Source organism: Flavobacterium phragmitis (assembly GCF_900112575.1).
Lineage (GTDB): Bacteria > Bacteroidota > Bacteroidia > Flavobacteriales > Flavobacteriaceae > Flavobacterium > Flavobacterium phragmitis.
Genome location: NZ_FOMH01000002.1, coordinates 310,132 through 332,245, shown reverse-complemented (window position 1 = coordinate 332,245; position 22,114 = coordinate 310,132). Strand labels below are relative to the sequence as shown.

At 35.0% G+C, this 22,114-nt stretch carries 18 protein-coding genes; 8 read left to right on the top strand and 10 right to left on the bottom strand.

Annotated features, from left to right (window positions below):
• The 4 genes from BM289_RS04305 to gcvT all read right to left on the bottom strand — a co-directional run bounded on the left by BM289_RS04305 (position 1) and on the right by gcvT (position 9,342).
• Positions 1-4,722, bottom strand: coding sequence for a hypothetical protein (locus BM289_RS04305; RefSeq protein ID WP_091491141.1), 4,722 nt, complete (start codon positions 4,720-4,722; stop codon positions 1-3).
• A gap of 302 nt (positions 4,723-5,024) precedes the next feature.
• Positions 5,025-5,738 (bottom strand): YebC/PmpR family DNA-binding transcriptional regulator, encoded by a 714-nt coding sequence (locus tag BM289_RS04300; RefSeq protein ID WP_012024626.1) that lies wholly within the window; start codon positions 5,736-5,738, stop codon positions 5,025-5,027.
• Positions 5,739-6,027: 289 nt separating this feature from the next.
• Positions 6,028-8,064: a S41 family peptidase gene (locus BM289_RS04295; RefSeq protein ID WP_091491555.1), complete on the bottom strand. Its 2,037-nt coding sequence runs from the start codon at positions 8,062-8,064 to the stop codon at positions 6,028-6,030.
• Between the two features lie 195 nt (positions 8,065-8,259).
• Positions 8,260-9,342, bottom strand: coding sequence for a glycine cleavage system aminomethyltransferase GcvT (gene gcvT / locus BM289_RS04290; protein WP_091491140.1), 1,083 nt, complete (start codon positions 9,340-9,342; stop codon positions 8,260-8,262).
• Between the two features lie 408 nt (positions 9,343-9,750).
• On the opposite strand from gcvT, the gene BM289_RS04285 reads away from it, so the two are divergent.
• The 3 genes from BM289_RS04285 to BM289_RS04275 all read left to right on the top strand — a co-directional run bounded on the left by BM289_RS04285 (position 9,751) and on the right by BM289_RS04275 (position 12,018).
• A complete protein-coding gene (locus BM289_RS04285) occupies positions 9,751-10,599 on the top strand; it encodes an NAD(P)H-hydrate dehydratase (RefSeq protein WP_091491139.1) in 849 nt (282 codons plus the stop codon).
• Positions 10,600-10,865: 266 nt separating this feature from the next.
• The gene (locus BM289_RS04280; protein ID WP_091491137.1) at positions 10,866-11,645 is read left to right on the top strand and encodes a HipA family kinase; all 780 of its coding nucleotides are present in this window, start codon (positions 10,866-10,868) and stop codon (positions 11,643-11,645) included.
• Positions 11,635-12,018 carry a DUF3037 domain-containing protein gene (locus BM289_RS04275; RefSeq protein WP_091491135.1) on the top strand — a complete coding sequence of 128 codons (384 nt, stop codon included), beginning with the start codon at positions 11,635-11,637 and terminating at the stop codon, positions 12,016-12,018. Before BM289_RS04280 ends, BM289_RS04275 begins: the two co-directional genes overlap by 11 nt.
• A gap of 367 nt (positions 12,019-12,385) precedes the next feature.
• Here the strand turns inward: BM289_RS04275 and BM289_RS04270 are convergent, their stop codons facing one another.
• Positions 12,386-13,504 (bottom strand): pectate lyase family protein, encoded by a 1,119-nt coding sequence (locus BM289_RS04270; protein ID WP_091491133.1) that lies wholly within the window; start codon positions 13,502-13,504, stop codon positions 12,386-12,388.
• Positions 13,505-13,739: 235 nt separating this feature from the next.
• On the opposite strand from BM289_RS04270, the gene BM289_RS04265 reads away from it, so the two are divergent.
• Positions 13,740-14,312 (top strand): Crp/Fnr family transcriptional regulator, encoded by a 573-nt coding sequence (locus tag BM289_RS04265; protein ID WP_091491132.1) that lies wholly within the window; start codon positions 13,740-13,742, stop codon positions 14,310-14,312.
• A gap of 325 nt (positions 14,313-14,637) precedes the next feature.
• Here BM289_RS04265 and BM289_RS04260 read toward each other — a convergent pair whose 3' ends face one another.
• Positions 14,638-15,180: a GNAT family N-acetyltransferase gene (locus BM289_RS04260; protein ID WP_244165322.1), complete on the bottom strand. Its 543-nt coding sequence runs from the start codon at positions 15,178-15,180 to the stop codon at positions 14,638-14,640.
• 59 nt (positions 15,181-15,239) lie between these two features.
• Positions 15,240-15,533, bottom strand: coding sequence for a hypothetical protein (locus BM289_RS04255; protein ID WP_143102042.1), 294 nt, complete (start codon positions 15,531-15,533; stop codon positions 15,240-15,242).
• A gap of 124 nt (positions 15,534-15,657) precedes the next feature.
• Between BM289_RS04255 and BM289_RS04250 the strand changes: the two genes are divergently transcribed.
• On the top strand, positions 15,658-16,428 hold the full coding sequence (locus BM289_RS04250) for a hypothetical protein (RefSeq protein WP_167365383.1): 771 nt from the start codon (positions 15,658-15,660) through the stop codon (positions 16,426-16,428).
• A 283-nt stretch (positions 16,429-16,711) separates the two neighbouring features.
• Positions 16,712-17,104 (top strand): helix-turn-helix domain-containing protein, encoded by a 393-nt coding sequence (locus BM289_RS04245; RefSeq protein WP_091491128.1) that lies wholly within the window; start codon positions 16,712-16,714, stop codon positions 17,102-17,104.
• Positions 17,105-17,449: 345 nt separating this feature from the next.
• Here BM289_RS04245 and BM289_RS04240 read toward each other — a convergent pair whose 3' ends face one another.
• Complete coding sequence (locus BM289_RS04240; protein ID WP_091491126.1) at positions 17,450-17,674, bottom strand: helix-turn-helix transcriptional regulator; 225 nt, start codon at positions 17,672-17,674, stop codon at positions 17,450-17,452.
• Positions 17,675-17,788: 114 nt separating this feature from the next.
• On the opposite strand from BM289_RS04240, the gene BM289_RS04235 reads away from it, so the two are divergent.
• Positions 17,789-18,355, top strand: a complete 567-nt coding sequence (locus tag BM289_RS04235) for a hypothetical protein (protein WP_091491125.1) — start codon at positions 17,789-17,791, stop codon at positions 18,353-18,355.
• The gene (locus BM289_RS04230; RefSeq protein WP_091491123.1) at positions 18,352-19,284 is read left to right on the top strand and encodes a DNA-methyltransferase; all 933 of its coding nucleotides are present in this window, start codon (positions 18,352-18,354) and stop codon (positions 19,282-19,284) included. The genes BM289_RS04235 and BM289_RS04230 overlap by 4 nt, the downstream gene beginning before the upstream one ends.
• Before the next feature lie 89 nt (positions 19,285-19,373).
• Here the strand turns inward: BM289_RS04230 and thrC are convergent, their stop codons facing one another.
• Positions 19,374-20,663 (bottom strand): threonine synthase, encoded by a 1,290-nt coding sequence (thrC, locus tag BM289_RS04225; protein WP_091491122.1) that lies wholly within the window; start codon positions 20,661-20,663, stop codon positions 19,374-19,376.
• A 421-nt stretch (positions 20,664-21,084) separates the two neighbouring features.
• The gene (locus tag BM289_RS04220; protein WP_091491120.1) at positions 21,085-22,008 is read right to left on the bottom strand and encodes a homoserine kinase; all 924 of its coding nucleotides are present in this window, start codon (positions 22,006-22,008) and stop codon (positions 21,085-21,087) included.
• Positions 22,009-22,114 lie beyond the last annotated feature (106 nt).

The following is a 22,114-nucleotide window of genomic DNA, read 5'->3' as shown; positions in this document are numbered from 1 at the left end:
TTAATTTGATTTGTTGAATGTAAAAACTGAGCTTGTTCCAGGTTGTCCTCCTGGTAATGTATAAACCAATTTTATGTTATAAAGTCCTTTTTTAATATATGGAAATTCTCCATTAATGATATAATCATATTTAGCAATCATACTCTGATTACCTGTATTATAATACTTATTGACAATCTTATATCTTAAATCGCGGAAATCATTTTTGTAATAAAAAGGTAAATTATAGCGATATGGCAAATACTCTTTCAACATAAAGCTGTTAGGATTATTTAAAATATAATCTTGATACCATACTAATGTTTCAACACCTTTCGTTGGAGGAACTCCTAGCAAGGCTGTATTTCTGTCAAATTTCAAATCATTCTCTAATGGATATCCTTTATAGATTAATGGATAGATTTCTTCTTTATAGTAAGTATCATCTAATACAGCTTCTGTATTTACCAAGGGTACATTTAAAGTTTTTGCATTTCCTATCAATTCGATTTCATCAAATGGTTCAGTCGAATTATTTTGCGATTGAAGTGCATGAACATCCATATAAATAATTTCCACCAATGTTTGTTTTGGTTTTTTAGCAGCCATTTTTTCTTGGAAACTATTGTACTGGCTTGTGTTGAAATTATATTGTAATAACTCAACACCATCGCCACCAACAACTGTTTCAGCTAGTTTATTGTCTTTAACACTCACATCAGCATCTGCTCCTAAATCTTGTTTTGTATAACTTTCGGTTAAATTTCCATTGGCATCTGTTTTGGTTTCCAAGGTCATTAAAGTTAAATTATACGGTTTTGCTGTTTGCAAAACAGGAATATCAATGCTTACCTTTTTAAGAGAACTATCATAGGTTAATGCTGCAGTATCTGTTTTAGTTCCCGTTTTATAAAATGCTTTTTGAGACTGTCCAGGTTTTAATTCGAACAAATAAGTTTGTCCTTGTTTTAAAACTACATAAGCCTTTTTACTTTCATTTTGGTAAACATATTTTTGATCAAAAACAGGGTAGCAATAAGCAATATTACTCACAGGAATATTGGTTGGAGCAGCTCCGGTAGAGAAATTTCTAGTTTCTGTTTCCATAGCAATTTGTCCCTCATCGTAGATAGTTTTCCAAGCACCATTTGTATATTCCTGAAAACTTACTTTTACAGTTAAGACCAAATCTGAATGCTGTGGTAAAACTTCAACAGAGTTAAAACTAGCCAAATCACCTTTTTCATTCCAGCTTACACTTCCTGCTACTGGAACACCATCTTTTTTGATCGTATATTCTTCTAGTTTTAAGCGGTATGTTTTTGTGCCCTGATCATCTTCAATCTTAAAGTTTTTGTCAACAGGCATATTAAAACCAACTTGTGGAACGGTAAATACATCTACGTCTTTGGTTCCTTCTGAAGGTTTAATATCAGCAATTGATTTTAAGCCCTCCAAAGGATTCGTACTTATAAATTCACATTGTTTTCCAAATTCGACTTTAAATCTAAAACTTCCTCTAACTAAACCACCGAGCAAATTAAATGAACCGGCCATATAACCCCGAATCCAGAGAGGATTTGGTAATTTGGCCTGTAATAAAACGGCACCGCCTCCTTTTATAATGGATATTTTCTTCTTTACAAAGAATAATTTTATGTTGATTCCAAGTTCTCCCTGCATGTAAGCATAAGATTGACCATTAGCATACCATCCGTTAAGACCAATTTGTCCCGATCCTTTACATGCGGCTTCACCATAATCTTTCACCATAATGTCAAAACCAAATCCGCAATCGAAACTAGCATAAAACATCAAGAAGCTTATATTTCCTGTGCTTAAGCTAAAATCAGATCCAAATGCAAAACCTTTACCGGAGGCTATACTATTCTCGTCTCGCATATAATCGAGTGTAGCAATATCTACACCTAATAATTTTGCCACAATTGGAGGAGGAGGAGGGCTTGCAGGAATATCATCTCCAAGCATAAAGTAACCTCCAGCTTCTACAGCAAGAGATCCAACGGCAAGTTTTATTCCTAATCGATCCGTAGGTGTCCCCATACGAATGTACCATTTGTCTGGAGCGAAGTGTAAAACTGCCCATCCAGCCCTGTTTCCAGAAGCTCGTCCTTTAATAAAACCTCCTGGAGTATCGATATATAAATCAAAAGATCCATGAAGCGTTTTTAGTCTAAAATCATATTCTATTGCAGCAAAGGCATTAATTCCCATGGAAGTCTGTACTTCGTTAGGATAAAAATCCTGAGCGGCTTTCGATAAATTGGATGTCTTTAGAGCCTCAACAGCAACTTTTGAAAGTAAAGCTTCACTTTCTGTAACGGCTTTTAAAGCACTTGTTAATTCTTCGGGAATAGGTATTTTAAATGGTTGCATTACGTGACCTTCTCCGTAGATACTGATCCTGTTTATACCACCATGCGTATTAAAAGCAATTTCAAAACCACAGCCTCCCCAAAAAGCATCGGCAGTCGCAGTTCCTGCAAATTTGATCATGGCTTTTACACCAAGACCAGAATCGGCGTCGGGTACATAATTAGATCCAGAGGCAACAAATTTATTACTGAATCCATCTTTTTTCATTTTATAATATGCACCACCACCAAAACCTTTGAAAGTTATGGCTCCAGCAGGAATATTAAGATTGTCGACCATGGCATCAACATACCAGTATCTAAAAGTGGTTGACCCGAAAATAGCATTGGCTTCTACTTTTATACCTCCTGTAAAGTCGGCACCAAGCATTCCTTTAAAACCATTTCCGTAAATAGGGTCATTGTCTAAAATAGTAATGCTCCCTTTAAACTTAACCCCTCCAAGATCGGCAGCAAGTGAGATGGTTTCAAATTTGAGGTGGTCGTATTTCCACTTTTGAATCCCTTCTTCTTTGCCAAATTTCCCAACGACATAAAATTTAGTCTGTCCATTAAACTGATTTTCCATCAAATTAACAGCAATGTCAACTTTTAAGCTTGCGCTTTCATCAGTGGAGACTAAAGCAATTTCATTAATTGTTACAGGGAAATTGCTGACTGTAGAACCATCATTTTGTACATTTTTATATCCAAAATAATCCGCACTAATGTATGGAGAAACGGTCTGCAACATTAAGTTTTGAAAGATCAGTCCTTTAAAAGATACTGTTTCTTTCTTTTCGCCAGTAGCAGATGTATCGTTGGAAGTTGTTTTTTCTAATGCAATTGCTTCTTGGGCAGTAATAGGTTTACTGCTTGCATTTAGTGATAGCGTACCGTAGAGAACTGCTTTAGGTAAAAATTTGCCTTCCTTTACCTTTATTTCGACGTAGGAGTTTTTTTCTATGACAGCTGTTCCTTTAAATGCTTGGAAACAAAGCCCATTAGAAACAGAGGCATTTAAAAGATATTCATCATTTAAAGGATCTATTAATGCTTTATAAGCGAGTTCCGATCTTGTATTTCCGGCACATTTAGAGCCTTGGCTGGAAACAGGTAAGAGGATATCACCGCCAAATCCAGCCGCGACTAATGAATTTGCCCTTAGAGTCAAGCTGATATCATTAACAGAAATCTGCCATCCGGAAGCATTTCCTTCGTCAAGACTTAAAATATTACTTGCAGTAAAAGTACCGGAGACTCCTACTCGGTCTATTAATAAGTTACTGGCTTCAAATGTTAGTCTTTTATCACTTCCTTTCTTTTTAAATTCTTCAGGGAGAATTACTTTTAGGGATTTAACGAATAAACCTCTCCATAAATTTTCGTTTCCAGGAACGAGATAATCTTTTTCATAATCTTTAGGCCAGACTATTGAGGTAGAGTTTCTAATATCACTAAAGTCTAGGACAGCGGTATTTAACTCAAAACATAAACTTTTTTTAGAAGATGCTAATTTAAATTTAGGAAGAGAAAGTTCTACTAAAATATCGTTCCAGTTGGTAACTACAGTTTTAAAACTTGCGGTTACTCTTTTAGGACTGGGAATTATATTATATTGATCATCTACAGGTTCAAGTACATTTCTTGAAAATTCATAATCAGCCGTAATACCAAGTTCTTTGAAACCATTACAGTCAATAGTAACATATGTTTTGTTTTCAATGTTACCAGTTTTCATGTCCATTCCTCCTTTTAAGATCAGGAGTGAACTCTCTCCAAACATCTTTATTGGAAAATCGCCTAACAAAACTAAATTAGTATCTCCAACTAGACCTCCTTTATGAGATAGCTTGATATTATTGGCACCAAAGAACAATTCCTTCATTTTGCCGCTAGAATCACCTTGTGGTATGATGATTCGAACAAAAGCAGTTAGTTCAGTATATGTAGGTGTAAACTTCGCATTGCTGATTCCAAGCATATATTGAATACCTCCAATTGTTTTCTTGATACCAAGAGGAAGCATCGATAGTTTTTTTGGCTCAAGAAAATCGGTAACATTGCTGTTTTTTTCGATTTCTTCAAAAGTAGCTTTTGCTTTATTTAGATTATCGTTGGTCTCCTGAGATATAGGATAATTTTTCTGAAGATAACTATCAGTGAATTCACTCTCAGTATTTTGACGATATTGAAAGGGTTGAGAAGCTAAATTAAGTGCACTGTTTGAAATAACATTATTTGCAGGAAGAGGTTTCTTCTTATTGCTTATTGTATCAAGATAAGTATGAGAAAAACTATTAAAACTTACAAGAAATAAAACGATACTTAATACAAAAGAAGTATACTTTGAAGTAATTTTTTTCAATTTATAGTAGGTTTGGTTATGTTTTGGGGAAAGGGGAATCAGGTATAGATGTGATTTTTAAGAGAGAAGTTTTGTTTTTTGTGTACAAAAAATGGATTCTAATCTTTTAAAAATCAGGCTATTCAGAGAGTAGAGTTTCTATTCATATTTAAGATTTGGGTTAGTTTAAAACGTAATAGACTATTAAAATTTTGCCAAAAATAGAAATTTAATTAAATAAAACCTTACGGTTTTCCACATTTTGAATAAAAAAAGCTCCAGATAATTCTGGAGCTTAAAATATTTTTAGTATATTATTTATATTATTCTTCTTTCATAGTATGATAAACGTTCATTACGTCATCATCTTCTTCGATTTTCTCGATTAATTTTTCAACATCAGCGATTTGCGCTTCAGTTAATTCTTTTGTGATTTGCGGAATACGTTCGAAACCAGAAGATAAAATTTCAAGACCTCTGTTCTCTAATTCTTTCTGTAAAGCACCAAAACTTCCAAAAGGAGCGTAGATTAAGATTCCATCTTCATCTTCAAAAACCTCTTCAGCACCAAAATCAATTAATTCTAGCTCTAATTCCTCAGCATCGATTCCGTCTTTTGCAATTCTGAAGTTGCAAGTGTGATCAAACATAAACTCAACAGAACCCTGAGTTCCCATTGTTCCGTTACATTTGTTAAAGTAACTTCTAATGTTTGCAACTGTTCTGTTATTGTTGTCAGAAGCAGTTTCAATCAAGATTGCAATTCCGTGAGGAGCATATCCTTCAAACAAAATCTCTTTATAGTTAGCAGTATCTTTATTACTTGCATTTTTAATTGCGCGCTCCACATTGTCTTTCGGCATGTTGGCTGCTTTCGCATTTTGTATAACAGCTCTTAATCTAGAATTAGCGTCTGGGTTTGGCCCACCTTCTTTAACAGCCATTACGATATCTTTACCAATTCTGGTAAATGTTTTGGCCATTGCTGACCAACGTTTCATTTTTCTTCCTTTTCTAAATTCGAATGCTCTTCCCATTTCTAATTTTTAGTTTTGTGATGCAAAAATACGGTTATTCCTTATTTTTCCAAAAACAAAATTGCTCTTTTTTTGTTTCAGGTTTCAGGTTGAATGGCTTGTGTTGAATTTAACCGCAAAGTGCGCTAAGATTTACGCAAAGCACACAAAGAAAATTTAAAATTAAGCTTTATAAAATCCAAAAGTTCGCAAAGCTATATGAATAAAGCTTTGCGAACCTTGCGTAAATCTTGGCGTACTTTGCGGTTAAACTTGAAACTTGAAACCTAAAACCTAAAACACTCCCCCTTTACTTACTCATTCCATTAAATTCATTAATAATATTTACAGCTTCGTTCAGGTATGGATTCGTTTTAAGATTATCCATCTGATCTTGATTAATGGTTTTATCTGTTGGATAAGCACCAAGCAAAAATTGATTCACACTCGAATTGTAAACATCCAGAGGGTTATTCTCGTCATTAAAAGTATTAATCTCCGTCCAAAGTGCATTTAAAGTCTTTTTCTGTTTAAAGACAACATCTAAAGTCATCGGAACTTCTGCTTTAGGAGTATTCACAATCTGATCGATTTTTAGATTAATCTTTTTTATATTATTAAAGAAATAGTTGTCTGAAAGTCTCGCAGCACTGTTTTTAGCAATTTTGTCTATTAAATTTCGCTTCACGTAGGTTTTATATTTTAAGAACGGTTGAAGACTATCATTTTTAATAGCAGTCGGAAAATCACTTTCTTTTTGATACACATCTTCATAAAATTCTGGCAGTACAACATCAGGTTTTACACCAATATATTGATGACTTTTTCCAGTAATTCTATAAAATTTATTAATAGTGATTTTTAAGAAATCGGTGTTTTTTCCTTCGTCAAGAGGCAAAATTGTCTGCATGGTCGCTTTTCCAAGCGTACTGCTTCCTAATAATAAGGCACGGTTATAATCCTGCATAATAGAAGAGAAAAATTCACTTGCCGATGCCGTATTGCTATTAATCAAAACCACAATTGGACCTCTATAAATAACGCCTTTAAAAGGGTCAGTTATAACCGATTTTTCCTGATGATTATCAACCACAATCGAAAGCGGACCATAATCCACAAACATGCCGGCAAGTTTTATTGCTTCTTCCATAGAACCACCGCCATTATCAATTAAATCAATGACAAGTCCTTTTATATCGTCTCTTTCTAATTTTATGACTTCCCTTGCCACATCATCCGCACATCCTTTTCGATTGTTGCCATCTAAATCAGCATAAAAACTAGGAATCTTGATGTAACCAATTTTACTGTCTTTACCGATTATAAAACTGAATACCGAATTATCTTCGTCTTTCATGACTTGTTTTTCGATATAAACATCAAAGCTTTTACCTGAATTACGTTTCAGAGTAAGTGTGATATGTTTGTTGGCTTCAGACAAAATCATAGTTGAGATAGACTCCAAAGACGCACACGAAACCTGAAGTGTCTCTTTTTGGTTCGAGATAGAAATAATCTGATCGCCCTTTTTTACTTGTCCAGTTTGATAAGCAGGGCCTTTAGGATCAACTTCATCAATAATAATCTCATTTTTTTCATTGAGATTAACCGTCATGCCGAGTGATAAATGCTCTTTAGATAAAGACGCCATGAAACTATTTTTAGAATCATCACTAAAATAAGCCGTATGCGGATCAAAATAAGTACAGAAGAAATTGTATAATTTCTCTTCCTGCTTGGTATTAGTGTCTAGCAAAGTGTTAAAACGACAGATTTCATTGGCTAAAATTTTATTTTTAGAAACCTGTTCTATCGATTTAAAATTAGCCTTAATAGAATCTAAATTATCGCTCGTTTCGGCAATATCGTCTAGGATTTGATAACGCAGTTTTTTAATCCATACTTTCTCTAAATCCTCTTTTTTCAAGTAGAAATCAAAAGATTTTTTGTAAAAACGAATCGTATCTTTTTTTGCATAATCAATTGGCACGGTCTGAATTTTTTCAAGAACTTTTTTAGTTCTCAAAAGCCCATTAACGTAAGTTGCTTTAATATCAGTCAAAAAACTACAGTCATTCTTTAATATTAAATCATCTAAGTTATAACGGTATTTTTTGGCCAGATCATCATATTCGCTTTTATAGAAAATATTACGCGAAGGATCCAGTTCGTTAATGAGGTTGTCAAAAACAAACACAGAGAGACTGTCATCAACAGGTTTAGGTCTAAGATGTTCCGCTTGAATAAGCGCATTTATTTTGTTTATTATTTCACAAGTTTCTGCGCTGTTCTGACCAAAAAAGATAGTTGATGTCAGCAAAAAAAGGAGTAGTGAAATTTTTCTCATAAACAGGAATTCAGTGTTCTTGATTAAAGTTACACTAATTTTTTTACAAATAATAGTATTTTTTAGAAATATCGATGACCAAAAGTTTTTCTCCATGAAATACATATATCGATAGTTTTATCAATATATTTGGAGTACAGCAAAAAAAAAATGCATTACAAACGTAATGCATTCTTAACTATATAGTTTCAAAAATTATTTCTTGTAAAAAGGCAGTTTTACCACTTTTGCAGGAACATCATTTTTTCTGATTCTAATAAAAATATCGCTGTCAACAGCGCTATTTGCTACCGTAACATAACCTAAACCAATCCCTTTGTTCATAGAAGGTGACATAGTTCCAGAAGTTACAATTCCAATTACAGCTCCAGAAGCGTCAACAATTTCATAATCATGTCTTGGTACTGCACGTTCCTGCATTTCAAATGCTACTAATTTTCTAGTAACTCCAGCTTCTTTTTGTTTTTTAAGAGCCTCAGAATTAGTAAAATCTTTAGTGAATTTTGTAATCCATCCTAAACCAGCTTCAAGTGGAGAAGTCGTATCGTTAATATCATTTCCGTACAAACAGAATCCCATTTCCAGACGCAAAGTATCACGAGCGGCAAGACCAATTGGTTTAATTCCGTAAGAAGCTCCAGCTTCAAAAACTTTGTTCCAAACCTGTTCTACCTCATCATTTTTACAATAAATTTCAAATCCTCCAGAACCAGTATAACCTGTAGCAGAAATGATTACATTTTCAATTCCAGCAAAATCACCCACTTCAAAATGGTAGTAAGCAATAGCAGACAAATCTACAGAAGTCAAAGCCTGCATAGCCTCAACTGCTTTTGGTCCCTGAATTGCTAAAAGAGAATAATCATCAGAAAGGTTTTTCATTTCAACTCCCAAATCATTGTGAGACGAAATCCAGTTCCAGTCTTTTTCAATATTAGAAGCATTTACAACCAGTAAATACTGCTCTTCTTTCATTTTATAAATAATCAAATCGTCCACAATGCCGCCTTCATTATTAGGAAGACAAGAATATTGTGCTCTTCCAATAGTCAAAATCGAAGCATCATTTGAAGTCACTTTTTGAATCAAAGCCAAAGCATTTGGACCTGTTAACAAAAATTCACCCATATGCGAAACGTCAAAAACGCCCACACCATTACGAACCGTTTCGTGTTCAGCATTAACTCCTTCATAAGTAATCGGCATGTTATAACCCGCAAAAGGAAGGATTTTTGCTCCTAAACCTTCATGTATGTGCGTAAGCGCAGTATTTTTCATTGTGTTGTTTTATAAAATTGTTCTGCAAATCTATTCAAAAAATATCTAATTTGGATGCCTTAAATTATAAATTTCGCAATAATTAGGAGCTATTCCAGCTTTCCGTTGCAAGTCCTCGCAAAAAAAGCAAAGTTTCTAATGTTCCAAAAAGAGCTTCCGTTGGTCGCTTTTTTTAGAACAAGAAACTTTCGCTTTTTTTACTCCGGGCTTTCCACTGCAATCTGGGCTAGAAACTCACCGTTCAAAAGCTAGATTCATGATTTCAATTTTTTATGTAATTTTAGTATAAAATCAAGTTTAGCTATGTTTATTTAAACAAGTGAAACGCCTTTATACGCAAAATAAAACTATCCCGAAGCTTCGGGACTATGTGTTTAAAAATTAACCGCAACAACTAAAAGAAGCTAAATGAAGTCTCCGTATTTAATCACAAAAGAAGAAATCTTAAAGATATATAAACCCGTAAATCCGCACGCACATAAAGGCACACAAGGCCACGCTGTGATTATTGCCGGGAGCTATGGAAAAGTTGGAGCAGCAGTTTTGGCTTCAAAATCCTGCCTAAAATCAGGATGCGGATTGGTAACGACTTTTATACCCAAATGCGGTTATCAAATTCTTCAGATTTCGATTCCGGAAGTAATGACCGTTACTGACGAAAATACCAATTTCATTACCAACATTCATTTACCCTTAATTCCCCAAGCCATAGGGATTGGCCCAGGAATAGGAAAAGAACTCGGAACCCAAAAAGCTTTATTTGAATTTTTAAGAACCAATAAAGTTCCTTTAGTCCTCGATGCAGATGCTTTGAACATCATTTCAGAAAATTTGTCTTGGCTGGAATTAGTTCCAGAAAACACCATTTTGACACCTCATCCAAAGGAACTAGAACGCTTAATAGGAAAGTGGAATTCAGAGTCTGAAAAATTCCAAAAAACAATCGCCTTTTCAGAAAAATATAAAGTTATTGTGGTCATGAAAGGCGCGCCAACATTCATCATCAACAGAAATTCAGTTTACGAAAACACCACAGGAAACGCAGCACTGGCAACAGCAGGAAGCGGCGACACTTTAACCGGAATCCTAACAAGTCTTTTGGCACAAGGTTACGAACCCAAATATGCCTCAAAATTTGGAGTTTATCTCCACGGATTAACTGCAGATCTTGCTTTGCCAAAAACAGGTTATGAATCCTTTACAGCTTCTACGATTATTAAGTATTTAGGAAAAGCTTTTTTAGAATTAGATAATTAGAGAATGTGTCAATTTGATAATTAGATAATTAGATAATTTTATCGCGGAGCTTGTCACCCTGAGCGAAGTCGAAGGGCAGCAAGTAGCTCGACAAAGTAAATAACTTTGAGGAATATCTTTGCGGTCCTTCGACTTCGCTCAGGATGACAAAATGAGAATAAATCAAAGTAAAGTAAACAAAAACTTTGCGACTCCGCGTCTTTGCGAGATTAAAAAAACTTCGCGTCTTAGCGCCTTCGTGGCAAAAACCTTAGTAAGTTTGTAATATGAAAAACTTCGACTTAAGAACAGTAAATGTCATGCGTTATATAACGCCACTGCGCGAAGGCGGATCATTACCCGCTTTAGCAGAAGCCGATGACGACTTCAAATACGTATTAAAATTCAGAGGAGCCGGACATGGCGTAAAAGCCCTTATAGCCGAATTAGTAGGCGGACAAATAGCAAAAGCCTTAAAACTACAATTGCCAGAATTGGTTTTCGCCAATCTAGACGAAGCTTTTGGAAGAACCGAAGCCGACGAAGAAATTCAGGATTTATTACAGGGAAGCCAAGGTTTAAACTTGGCGTTACATTTCTTGTCTGGCGCAATTACATTCGATCCTGCGGTAACAACTGTAGATGCAAAATTAGCCTCACAAATTGTTTGGTTGGATGCTTACATTACAAACGTTGACCGAACTTTCAAAAACACCAACATGCTAATTTGGCATAAAGAATTATGGTTGATCGATCATGGAGCGTGCTTGTATTTCCACCATTCTTGGAACAACTGGGAACAGCATGCTAAAAGTCCGTTTGCTTTGATAAAAGATCACGTTTTACTGCCACAGGCTTCACTTTTAAAAGAAGTTGATGCCGAATTTAAAGCGATTTTGACTCCAGAAATATTGGAAGAAATTGTCAATACGATTCCGCTAGACTGGTTGCAATGGGAAGATGCAGACGAAACGCCCGAAGGTTTGCGAAATGTATACTTGCAGTTTTTAAAGACCAGATTAGAGAATTCAGAAATATTTGTAAATCAGGCTCAAAATGCAAGATAATCACTTATACGAATATGCTGTGATTCGTGTTGTGCCAAGGGTAGAACGCGAAGAATTCCTGAATATTGGAATCATTTTATTCTGCAAAAAAGCCAAATTTATAAAAGTGCTTTTTCATCTCAATAAAGAAAAAATCCAAGCCTTTTCCACTGACTTTGATATCGAACAATTGGAATGCAATTTAACGTCATTAGTAAAAATAGCCAACGGAGCCAAAGATGGCGGACCAATTGCCGAGTTTGAGATTCCGGAGCGTTTCAGATGGTTAACTGCAATTAGAAGTTCAGCCATCCAAACCTCAAGACCTCATCCGGGGTTGTGTCAGGATTTGGAAAAAACTGTTCAGAGATTGTTTGAAGAATTAGTTCTTTAAAAAGGGGACAAAGGTACAGAGAGACAAAGTGACAAAGGTTTTCTGTAGAGACACACCAAAATGCATGTGACATAATATTTTTAGCCACAGATTAAATTAGGATTAAAATGATTTTTGTTTCACGCAGATTTTGCAGATTCTAGTAGATTTAATTAATAATCTATTTTAAAATCTGCTTCAATCTTTTTAAATCTGCGTGAAAAATCTTTGCGCTTCGACTCCCGATAACCATCGGGATTGCTAGATTAATAAAAACTTCGTGCCTTGGCGCCTTTGTGGCAAAACAAAATAAAAAACCACGAATTACATCACTGCAATCCGTGGTTTTAGAAACTAAACTAACTCACTATTTGCTATCCGGAGTCAATTAAAAAGAGCCGCAGATATTACCGCCCAAAGTTGCTCCTGCATTTGCAGAAACATCAGCTTTTACAGCTGTTTTGTTCAATTTTACGATTGTGTATGGTGGAGTAAAAGCGGTACCGCTTCCAGCTTGATTTCCTGATACACTTGTAAATACGTTATCTGTAGCGGTAACCGCTGTATAACCGCTCATTAAGTCGATTGGATTTTTTACACCTTCAAAAACATTGCTTTCTACACGAATATCAGCTTCAAAACCTGCAGCAATACATTTGTTGCTTACTGTACTATTAAAGAAACTGTTTACAATATGTACTTTTCCAAAACGAACTCTAGGCATTCTTTCTTTACAACCAGGAGCCCACCAGCATCTTGCAAAAGTGATTCTTAATTTGCCGCGGTCACCAGTAGCACCGTCGCTAGAACCAATTAGGTTAGAAAATCTATGATCGTCTGTTCCTCCAGAACCTCCTGCTTTTGGAGCTTTTAAGTAACCGAATTTCGTATAGGAAACCGTAATATAATCTGATTTGTTTTTGATGTCGAAGTTTCCATCAACACCATCTCTAAATTCGCAGTGATCTACCCATACATTGGTACATTCGTCCAAAATAGCATTATCCCAGCCATCAGTGTCATAAGCGCCTGGCCCTTCAAAAATTAGATTTCTGATAATGATGTTTTTGCATCTTTTGATGTTGATGATTCCAGAAGCATCTTTTGTCTGATTGGTAGAAACCAGTTTTGCTCCGTTAGCACCATAAATCGTTTTTCCGGTCTGATCTTGGAAAGACAATCTTGTTGTAACCGTAATAGTTCCAGAAACTTTGATCACTTTTACAGAACTGCTCTCGATAGCCGATTTCAGCTGAGCGTAAGTGGTAACAGTAGTTTCTGCAGCCGAACCTCCACCGGTTGTGCCTCCGTTTTGAGAAGCCCATCCGGGAACCTCAGCGCAGTTTCCAATTTTTGCCGTTGTGTTTGTTGAAACAGTTTCAGTAATTACTTCGTTTGTTGTTTCAATTTTTGCTTCAGCGTTTGAAGCGATTTCTTCAGAATTACATGCCGTAAATCCGAAAGCCAATGTCAATAAAAACATTGAAAGTTTTGATTTTAAGTTCATAATTAAAGTTTGGTTATTTAAAAGTTAACAACGCAAAACTCAGAATTATCTGTAGAAAAAAAGTTGAACAAGTTCAAACTTTTTGAAAAAAATCTAGCAAATGTGTTTTTTTAACAGTTGTAAATTTACAAAAATGCATAAATAGTGTATTTTTACGTAATCGATTACATTATTTAAGCCCCTAATTAATAATGGATTGAGTAACCACTTTATTCCTTAAACAAAAAACCACAAAATGTACGACCTACTACGAAAAAACATTGAAAGGAAAGTTCCGCTTACTGACGAAGAGTGGAATATTATTGTTTCAAAAGCAGAACTCATTAAGCTGAAAAAAAATCAGTTTCTGCAGATTCAGGATTCTCATAATAGTTATGAAGGATTCATTTTAAAAGGATCGTTTAAAACCTACATTGTAAACGAAAATGGAACTGAAACCGTTATTTTCTTTTCTTTTGAAGAGGAATGGATGTGTGACCTAGAAAGTTTTTACCATCAAAAACCAACGACTTACAACATCAAAGCAATCGAAGACAGTGAAATTTTGGTTATCAATAAAATCAGGAAAGCGCAATTGCTTGCAGAAATTCCAAAAATTATGCAGTTTCACGTACTCATGATCGAACGCGCAAATGTCGCTATTCAGCAACGACTTTTAGATGTTTTAAATAAAACCTCTAAGCAACGTTATCTGGATTTTAAAGAACGTTACCCTCAAAAAGTACGTTCGATAAATAATAAGAATCTTTCTTCCTATTTAGGAGTTTCTCATGAGTTTTTATCAAAGATCAAGAGAACGGTTTCTTGAGTTAGAGTTTCAAAGGTTCAGAGAGACAAAGTGACAAAGGTTTTTCTGTAGAGACGCACCGCAGTGCGTCTCACGTCATTTGAAAAATCTCGCAATCCCGATAGCTATCGGGAGCAGAGACGCAAAGTCTTATATAAAGCTCTCATGCAGTTTGTCATTTCGACTGAAAGGAGAAATCACACTAGAAATTCCGCACAGAAAGGCGCGCCAATCTTTGTCGATATGCGAGTGTGATTTCTCCTTTCAGTCGAAATGACAAATATTAAGAACGAGATTATTAAAAAAGAAAAAAACTTAGTGCCTTAGCGCCTTCGTGGCAAAAAAATCAAAGCCCTTTCTCCAAATAAATAAACTCCAAAGGCTCTTCTGAAACCGTAATATGAATACCGCTTTCTGGAAAAGCTTCTCTTTTGCCTATATCAACATAACCGTGGCGTTTGTACCAGGCAATAAGTTCTTCCCGAACCGAAATAACAGTCATAATAATACTTGACAACCCAAGAGATTTTGCATGATTTTCGGCTTCAGCCAAAAGCTTTTTCCCGATTCCGCTGTTTTGAAGTTCCGGCGAAACGGTTAACATTCCTAAATACAATTGATGTCCTTTTTCAACCAATAAAACCGAACCAATAATTTTATCATTCTCCGTAAATTTCAGAATCGTGTTTTTGGGATCTTCGAAAATTTCCGTCATTTCCTGCTCGTCTGTTCTTTTTCCTTCTAATAAATGCGCTTCGGTTGTCCAGCCTTTTTTGGACGTTTCACCTCTGTAGGCTGAGTTGACAAGAGTAACCAATGCGGGAATATCTTCGCGTAATGCTTTTGTAATCATGGTAAGCTGTGCTGTAATTTTTAGTTTGAATTGCATCCAGTTTTTTCTGGAACTGCAAAAGTAGAAAATAGTAGTAAGGGTTTTATTCGCAAATTTTATTTAACCGTTTTTCTTTTTCTATTTAATAAATAACAATAAGTAAGATGACTGGAAATAACCAATGCCAGACCAATATTCCAGTAAATTTTAAAGTAGGCAAAGGCATTATATAAACAAAACACCGATTTTTCAGCTTCTTCCCCAATTCGAAAATGAAGAGGGAAAACTATTAGAATAAGCATTAAGAAAACAGAAAAAACACTCAAACGTCCGTATTTTATTTTATAATAATCAACAACACCGTAAGATAACATTTGCATGATCAGTATTATTAGAAAAAAACTTTCCATGATTCTTGATTTAAACTTTTATTTGCGAATTAAGCCTTTCTGTTGTCATTCAAAATTTTATAAATGTAAGGAAATATTTAAATAAAATTCTAGAAATTTGTATCAAACACAAAATCAATACAGTATGAGTAGAATACATTTGTTTGAGTTTGAAGATCAGCAATGGCTTCCGGAGTTTATTAGAAATTATATGACTGATTTTTTGCAGTTTCTTTCTAATAAAACAGCCATGTACAGAGGAATTGTTCCAATAATAGAAAAAGGTTTAAAAGAAAGCCAAACCAATCAAATTATAGATTTAGCTTCTGGCGGTGGCGGTGGATTGATTTGGCTTAACGCTGAATTACGAAAAAACAATCCCGATTTAAAAATTCTGCTGACCGATTATTTTCCAAACATTCCTGCATTCGAACATACTCAAAAACAAGCGGATAATTTCGATTTCATAAAAACGTCTGTAGATGCCCGAAATGTTCCCGAAAACTTAAAAGGACTTCGGACACAATTTTTATCCTTGCATCATTTCAAACCCAAAGATGCACAGCAGATTCTCCAAAATGCAATTGATACGAACAGTTCGATTGCTATTTTTGAAGGGCAGGAGAGAAGTGTCCCAAGTATTGTGGCAATGCTACTTTCGCCGATTTCTGTTCTGTTGACAACGCCTTTTATCAGGCCGTTTAAAATGGGCAGAATCATTTTTACGTATCTAATTCCAATTGTACCGATTTTGGTTTTGTGGGATGGCGTAGTTTCGTCTTTAAGAACCTATTCTGTTGATGAAATGAACGAATTGATTTCTAAATTAAATAACAGAGAAAATTTTAATTGGGAAGTTGGAAAAGTAAAATCCGGGCCTGCGAAAATTTTGTATTTGTTGGGAACTAAAAAATGAATTGCCTACAGCTTTAGCTGTAGGAGTAAAGTTGTATTAGAAAATGGCTTTAGCCGAATCTTTCGTGGTATTTGGCTAAAGCCGAATTTGAGATGAAAACAGCAAACCTCCAGCTAAAGCTGGAGGCAATTCATTTGTAATATTGTAAATAAATATTGGTTTGTTTAATGGGAAGTCTTATAAATAATGTTTTATGGAAATAATGAAAAGCGTATCTTACAAAAACAGTTCTGTTTTTTACCGAAATTAATTTTCGTTTAAGAATTTTAAATATCTTTGAATTATGAGTACAGCAATAAAACCAAAACATATCGGCAGAAATATAAGCCGTATCAGAGAGCTTAAAGATATGAAACAGGAAGCACTGGCGCAGGCTTTAGGAACAAACCAGCAGGCAATTTCGGCTATTGAAAACAGCGAAACTGTAGATGAAAAAAAACTAATTGAGATTGCAAAAGCTCTTGATGTTTCTGTTGAAGCAATTAAAAACTTTTCAGATGAAGGCGTTATCAATTACTTTAATAGTTTTAATAATAATGTTGTTACGACAGGTAGTATTTTTGCAACAAATTGTACGTTTAATCCTTTAGATAAAGTTGTTGAACTTTACGAACGTTTGGTGCAAGCTGAAAAGGATAAGGTTGAGTATTTGGAGAAGTTATTGAATGGGAAATAGCCGTTTTTAAGATATATTAAATTGAGAAGAGACCTTTGTTTCTATTGCTAGCGCGAGCGTCTCGCTCGTGCCCGTTCAAATTGGTTTTTCAATTTCTTTACATTCACGAGCGGGATTCTCGCTTTAGCGGGGAACGCAAAGAAATTGTTGAATGAGAAATAAATGTTTTTAAAAGATGCTGTAAAATATAAAAGAGAGGAGGCTGTCTCAAAAGTCGAGACAACCTCTTTTTTATTTGGGTACTTATCGGAGAAATTTTCCATTTACGCGATTCTCAACAGCTTGATTTTACTTTTGAGACAGCCTCCTTTTTTTTTCAATCGCTACTAGCGCTATTCGGAGATATTATGAATTTTCTTGAACGAACAAATCATTTAATAAATCCTTGGGAGAGACATTTAATGCTTCTGCAATTTGAAATAATGTTTCAACTGATGGTTGCATATCATTTGTACACCATCTAGAAACAGTTGATTTATCTTTGTTGATTCTTTCAGATAACCATTTACTCGATCGTTCTTGTTCTAATAAAACTATTTTAATTCTATTATATTTTAAATTGCTTTTCACGAAATATTATTTGCGTATTAGGAAACTTTTGAATATATTTGTATAATCTTTTCAAAGATAGTGGAAAAAAATCGTGGTAATTGATTTTCTTTGTGAATAATCAAAGAAATTACTATGAAACAAGTTGAAGATAAGCTTAAGGACGTATTAAATAAATATTCTGAAAATTTTAGTGAAAAAATTTATGTAGATAGTTATGATAATACAGATTTACTAATGAACGCTTTCGGAATTACTCAGGAGTTAAAAAGTGAAAATAAGCAATACTGGGGACGTGAATTAGGTAAATGCTGGGAAAGTCTTTTAAGAAATTTATTTGAAACAACTTGTAAAGATTATATGCCACCTTCAAGATTTGGAAAAGATGAACCAGTAGATTTCTTTGTTGGGAATGATGCTATTGATGCTAAATATAGAGTTGGATCTGGAGATTCTAAAACTTTAAAAGGATTTGAATCTTATGGTAAAATGTTGATAAACGAAGGATATAGACCAGTATTTTTATTTTTAAGAACTGATAATTTACCTTCCGCTTTGAGTAAAATGGATAAAGGTGGATGGGTTAGATATTCTTCTGATGAGACATTTGAATATATAAAAGGCAAAACAAACTTTGATTTAAAAGAATGGTTATTAAAATTAGAAAAAGAAGGTACTTATAAAATAAAAAGATTATTATGAAGTTTGAGACAAATAAAGTTTATCAGGGGGATTGTATTGAAGTAATGAAAAAATTTCCTGAAAACTCTATTGCATGCTGTATAACAGATCCTCCATATAATTATGAATTTATAGATCACAAATGGAGTGATTCAGAGGTGAAAAGAAGAACTGAGCGTGTTAAAGATAGTAATACGATGGTTAAAAATATTCCATATGGAAGTGGCTTAGCAGGAGGTGTTAGAAATTCCCGATGGTACGAAAAAAATCGTAATAACGATTTGGAATATATGAAATGGTGTCAATTATGGACAGATGAACTTTTTAGAGTATGTAAAGCTGGTGCGCCTGTTGCTGTTTTTAATAGTAATCGATCTATTGCGCATGTACAAATAGCTTTGGAAAATAGTGGCTTTTACACAAGAGATTTGTTGGTTTATAAGAGAAATTCTGGTATTCCGAGAGGATTAAATCTTGAGAAGAAACTTGAGAAAATGGGAGAGTCAAACTCTGAAGATTGGAATGGTTGGCATAGTGCCTTTAGAAATGAATGGGAAGCCATAATTTTAGTTCAAAAACCATTGATCAATAATTATTGGGAAACATTACAGAAAACTAATGTAGGAGTTTTCAAGACAGTGAATGAGGATGGTTCATTTCAATCTAATATACTAGAGAATTTTAGCAGTAAGGGCAAAGATGAAAAATTTGATCATTGTACAGTTAAACCATTAGGCTTGATAAAAAAATTGGTAGATACTTTAGTACCATTGCATAAGGAAAACATAATTTTTGATCCGTTTTCAGGAAGTGGAACCACTTTAGTAGCAGCTCAGGAATTAGGTTTTGAATATATTGGAATAGAAATTGAAAAAAATTATGTTCCTATAATTAATGATAGATTAGAAAAATCAAGGCTGGTAAAAGAGTTGAATCCATCACTTTTTTAAGCTTTAGTTCAGTTTTTTCAAAGCCACAGATAATACAGAATGTTTTTCTATATTATTTATGGCTTTAAAAATTGATAAAAGATAAAATATTATAGTAAAAACTGCTTAAGCTCGGCATAAGTCCCAATCTTCAGACTAACCTTCTCCTCATTAATAACACTCTCAATTTGAGCAGGAATAGGAAGTGTAATTCCTAATGCAGGTTCAACAACATCTAAGAATTTAATAGGATGCGCTGTTTCTAAGAAAATACCAATGGCGTTAGGGTGTTTTTCTAGTTCTTTTTTCAAACCTAAATAACCCACAGCACCGTGCGGTTCTGCAATGTAACCGTCTGTGTTATAAATTTTCTTTAGCGCTTCAAGCGTTTCTTCATCCGTATAGCTATAAGAAGAAAAGTCTTTTTCGAAAGCTTTTAAGTCATTGTTGTACAATTCCTGAATTCTAATAAAGTTGCTTGGGTTTCCAACGTCCATAGCATTAGAGATTGTTGCTTTAGAAGGTTTTGGGTCGTATTTTCCGTTTTCTAAGAATCTTGGCACCGTGTCGTTTACGTTTGTCGACGCTACAAAATGTTCAATTGGCAAACCTAATTTCTTTGCCATAATTCCGGCGCAAATATTCCCGAAGTTGCCGCTTGGACAAGAGAAAACTAAAGGTTTGTTTTGGCTTTTCAACGCTTTGTAAGCAAAGAAGAAATAAAACATTTGTGGCAACCAACGCGCAATATTAATCGAGTTGGCAGAAGTCAGGTTTTTGTGCGCTAAAGTTTCATCTAAAAACGCTTTTTTTACCATATCCTGACAATCGTCAAAAACGCCGTCCACTTCAAGCGCTTTTATGTTTTGCCCTAAAGTGGTCAATTGTTTTTCCTGAATATCGCTCACTTTTCCAGACGGATATAAAATGACAACATCAACGCTGTCAACGCCTAAAAATCCGCTGGCAACCGCTCCGCCTGTATCTCCGGAAGTCGCTACTAAAACGGTGTTTTTAGAATCTTTTTTGTCTTTATTGAAATAACCCAGACAGCGCGACATAAAACGCGCTCCAACATCTTTAAATGCCATTGTCGGTCCGTGGAATAATTCTAATGAATAGATTCCGTCTTCGACTTTCACAACCGGAAAATCAAAAACTAAAGTCTCGGCAATGATTTCTTTTAGTTTTTCTGTTGGGATTTCGTCGCCAACAAATTGTTTAATCGCTTCAAAAGCAATTTCTTCGTGGCTTAAACTTTCGATTTTCTCAAAAAAAGAAGGATCAAGCGGTGTAATACTTTCTGGGAAATATAATCCTTTGTCAGTTGCTAATCCTTGTATAACAGCTTCTTGAAAAGAAACTTTTGGGGCATTATGGTTTAAACTGTAGTATTTCATTATTTTAGATTTTTGACTTTAGATTTTAGATTTTTTGGAACGTAAATCCCAGAGCTAAAATTCCAAATTCCAATGGTTTGTGTTTTTTAACCGCAAAGAGCGCAAGGAATTGGTTTCTTTTGAAAACGCAATGTTCGCAAGGCTTTGTGGTTATTTTTTTCTTTTTTATTTCATTTTTTGTCAGGCTGAGCGAAGTCGAAGCCCCGCACAGTATGGCACGCCATGTTTGTCATTTCGACGTAAGGAGAAATCACACTCGGAACTCCGTACAGAAATTCGCCAATCTTTGTCGACATACTAGTGTGATTTGCTTCGCCTGTTCGCTATCGCTCGGGTCTCGTTCCTCGAAATGACAAACGTTGAGTTTTTTCTTTATGTTTAAACTTCAAGAATCAATTTGTGTAAATTCGTGAAATTTGTGTTATATAATTCTTACACCATCAGGATTGATTTTCGAAACGTGAATTTCATACGGTAAATTCATTTTTTCGTACACGTCGCTCATGGCTTTTGCGATTTTTTCGGCGGTTTCTTTCCCTTTGCTTAAAGCAAAAATCGACGGACCAGAACCTGAAATTCCGGAACCTAAAGCGCCGTTTTCATAAGCCGTTTGTTTGATTTGGTCAAATCCTGGAATTAAAACGCTTCGAACTGGTTCAACGATTTCGTCGTGAAGCGAACGTCCAATCAATTCGTAATCTTTGGTGTAAAGACCAGCGACCAATCCGCCTACATTTCCCCATTGCATGATGGCGCTTTTTAGGGAAACATTTTGTTTTAAAACCGAACGGGCATCAGATGTTTTTAACTCAATTTGTGGATGAACGACCGTTGCGTATAATTCTTCCGGACTGTCAATTCTAATAATATCCAAAGGCGAATAACTTCTTACCAAAGTAAAAGCGCCTAAAAGGGCAGGAGCAACGTTGTCAGCATGTGCGTTGCCGCTGGCCAATTTCTCGCCCTGCATCGCAAACTGAACCAAATCTTTACGAGAATAAGGTCTTCCTAATAATTCATTTATTCCGAAAACCGCTCCGGCAGAACTTGCCGCACTGCTTCCGATACCGCTTCCGGCCTTTATGTTTTTATAAATTTCGATTTCAAATCCGAAGTCTAATTCGTCTAAAGTTTCGAGCATTGCCAAAGCCGCAACTCCAGAAACGTTTTTCTCGGTTTCCAAAGGCAAATCGGCACCGACAATTTTAGTGATTCGAACTCCTTTTTGATCGACTTTTCGAACAATCATTTCATCGCCCGCATTGTCTAAGCAAAGTCCCAATACGTCAAATCCGCAGGAGAGGTTGGCGATAGTTGCTGGGCAAAATAGTTTAATTTCTTTCATTTTTGGTTGGTTTTGCCACGAAGGCACAAAGTCACAAAGTTTTATTTTTTTAAGGCTTTGAGTTTTTGCCACGAAGGCGCTAAGACACAAAGTTTTATTTTCTAGT

Coding starts and splice junctions, on each gene's coding strand:
- BM289_RS04250 (WP_167365383.1), top strand. CDS start 15,658: ATGAGTAGAATACATTTGTTTGAGTTTGAAGATCAGCAATGGCTTCCG.
- BM289_RS04255 (WP_143102042.1), bottom strand. CDS start 15,533: ATGGAAAGTTTTTTTCTAATAATACTGATCATGCAAATGTTATCTTAC.
- BM289_RS04275 (WP_091491135.1), top strand. CDS start 11,635: ATGCAAGATAATCACTTATACGAATATGCTGTGATTCGTGTTGTGCCA.
- BM289_RS04265 (WP_091491132.1), top strand. CDS start 13,740: ATGTACGACCTACTACGAAAAAACATTGAAAGGAAAGTTCCGCTTACT.
- gcvT (WP_091491140.1), bottom strand. CDS start 9,342: ATGAAAAATACTGCGCTTACGCACATACATGAAGGTTTAGGAGCAAAA.
- BM289_RS04230 (WP_091491123.1), top strand. CDS start 18,352: ATGAAGTTTGAGACAAATAAAGTTTATCAGGGGGATTGTATTGAAGTA.
- thrC (WP_091491122.1), bottom strand. CDS start 20,663: ATGAAATACTACAGTTTAAACCATAATGCCCCAAAAGTTTCTTTTCAA.
- BM289_RS04220 (WP_091491120.1), bottom strand. CDS start 22,008: ATGAAAGAAATTAAACTATTTTGCCCAGCAACTATCGCCAACCTCTCC.
- BM289_RS04260 (WP_244165322.1), bottom strand. CDS start 15,180: ATGCAATTCAAACTAAAAATTACAGCACAGCTTACCATGATTACAAAA.
- BM289_RS04245 (WP_091491128.1), top strand. CDS start 16,712: ATGAGTACAGCAATAAAACCAAAACATATCGGCAGAAATATAAGCCGT.
- BM289_RS04270 (WP_091491133.1), bottom strand. CDS start 13,504: ATGAACTTAAAATCAAAACTTTCAATGTTTTTATTGACATTGGCTTTC.
- BM289_RS04235 (WP_091491125.1), top strand. CDS start 17,789: ATGAAACAAGTTGAAGATAAGCTTAAGGACGTATTAAATAAATATTCT.
- BM289_RS04300 (WP_012024626.1), bottom strand. CDS start 5,738: ATGGGAAGAGCATTCGAATTTAGAAAAGGAAGAAAAATGAAACGTTGG.
- BM289_RS04280 (WP_091491137.1), top strand. CDS start 10,866: ATGAAAAACTTCGACTTAAGAACAGTAAATGTCATGCGTTATATAACG.
- BM289_RS04295 (WP_091491555.1), bottom strand. CDS start 8,064: ATGAGAAAAATTTCACTACTCCTTTTTTTGCTGACATCAACTATCTTT.
- BM289_RS04285 (WP_091491139.1), top strand. CDS start 9,751: ATGAAGTCTCCGTATTTAATCACAAAAGAAGAAATCTTAAAGATATAT.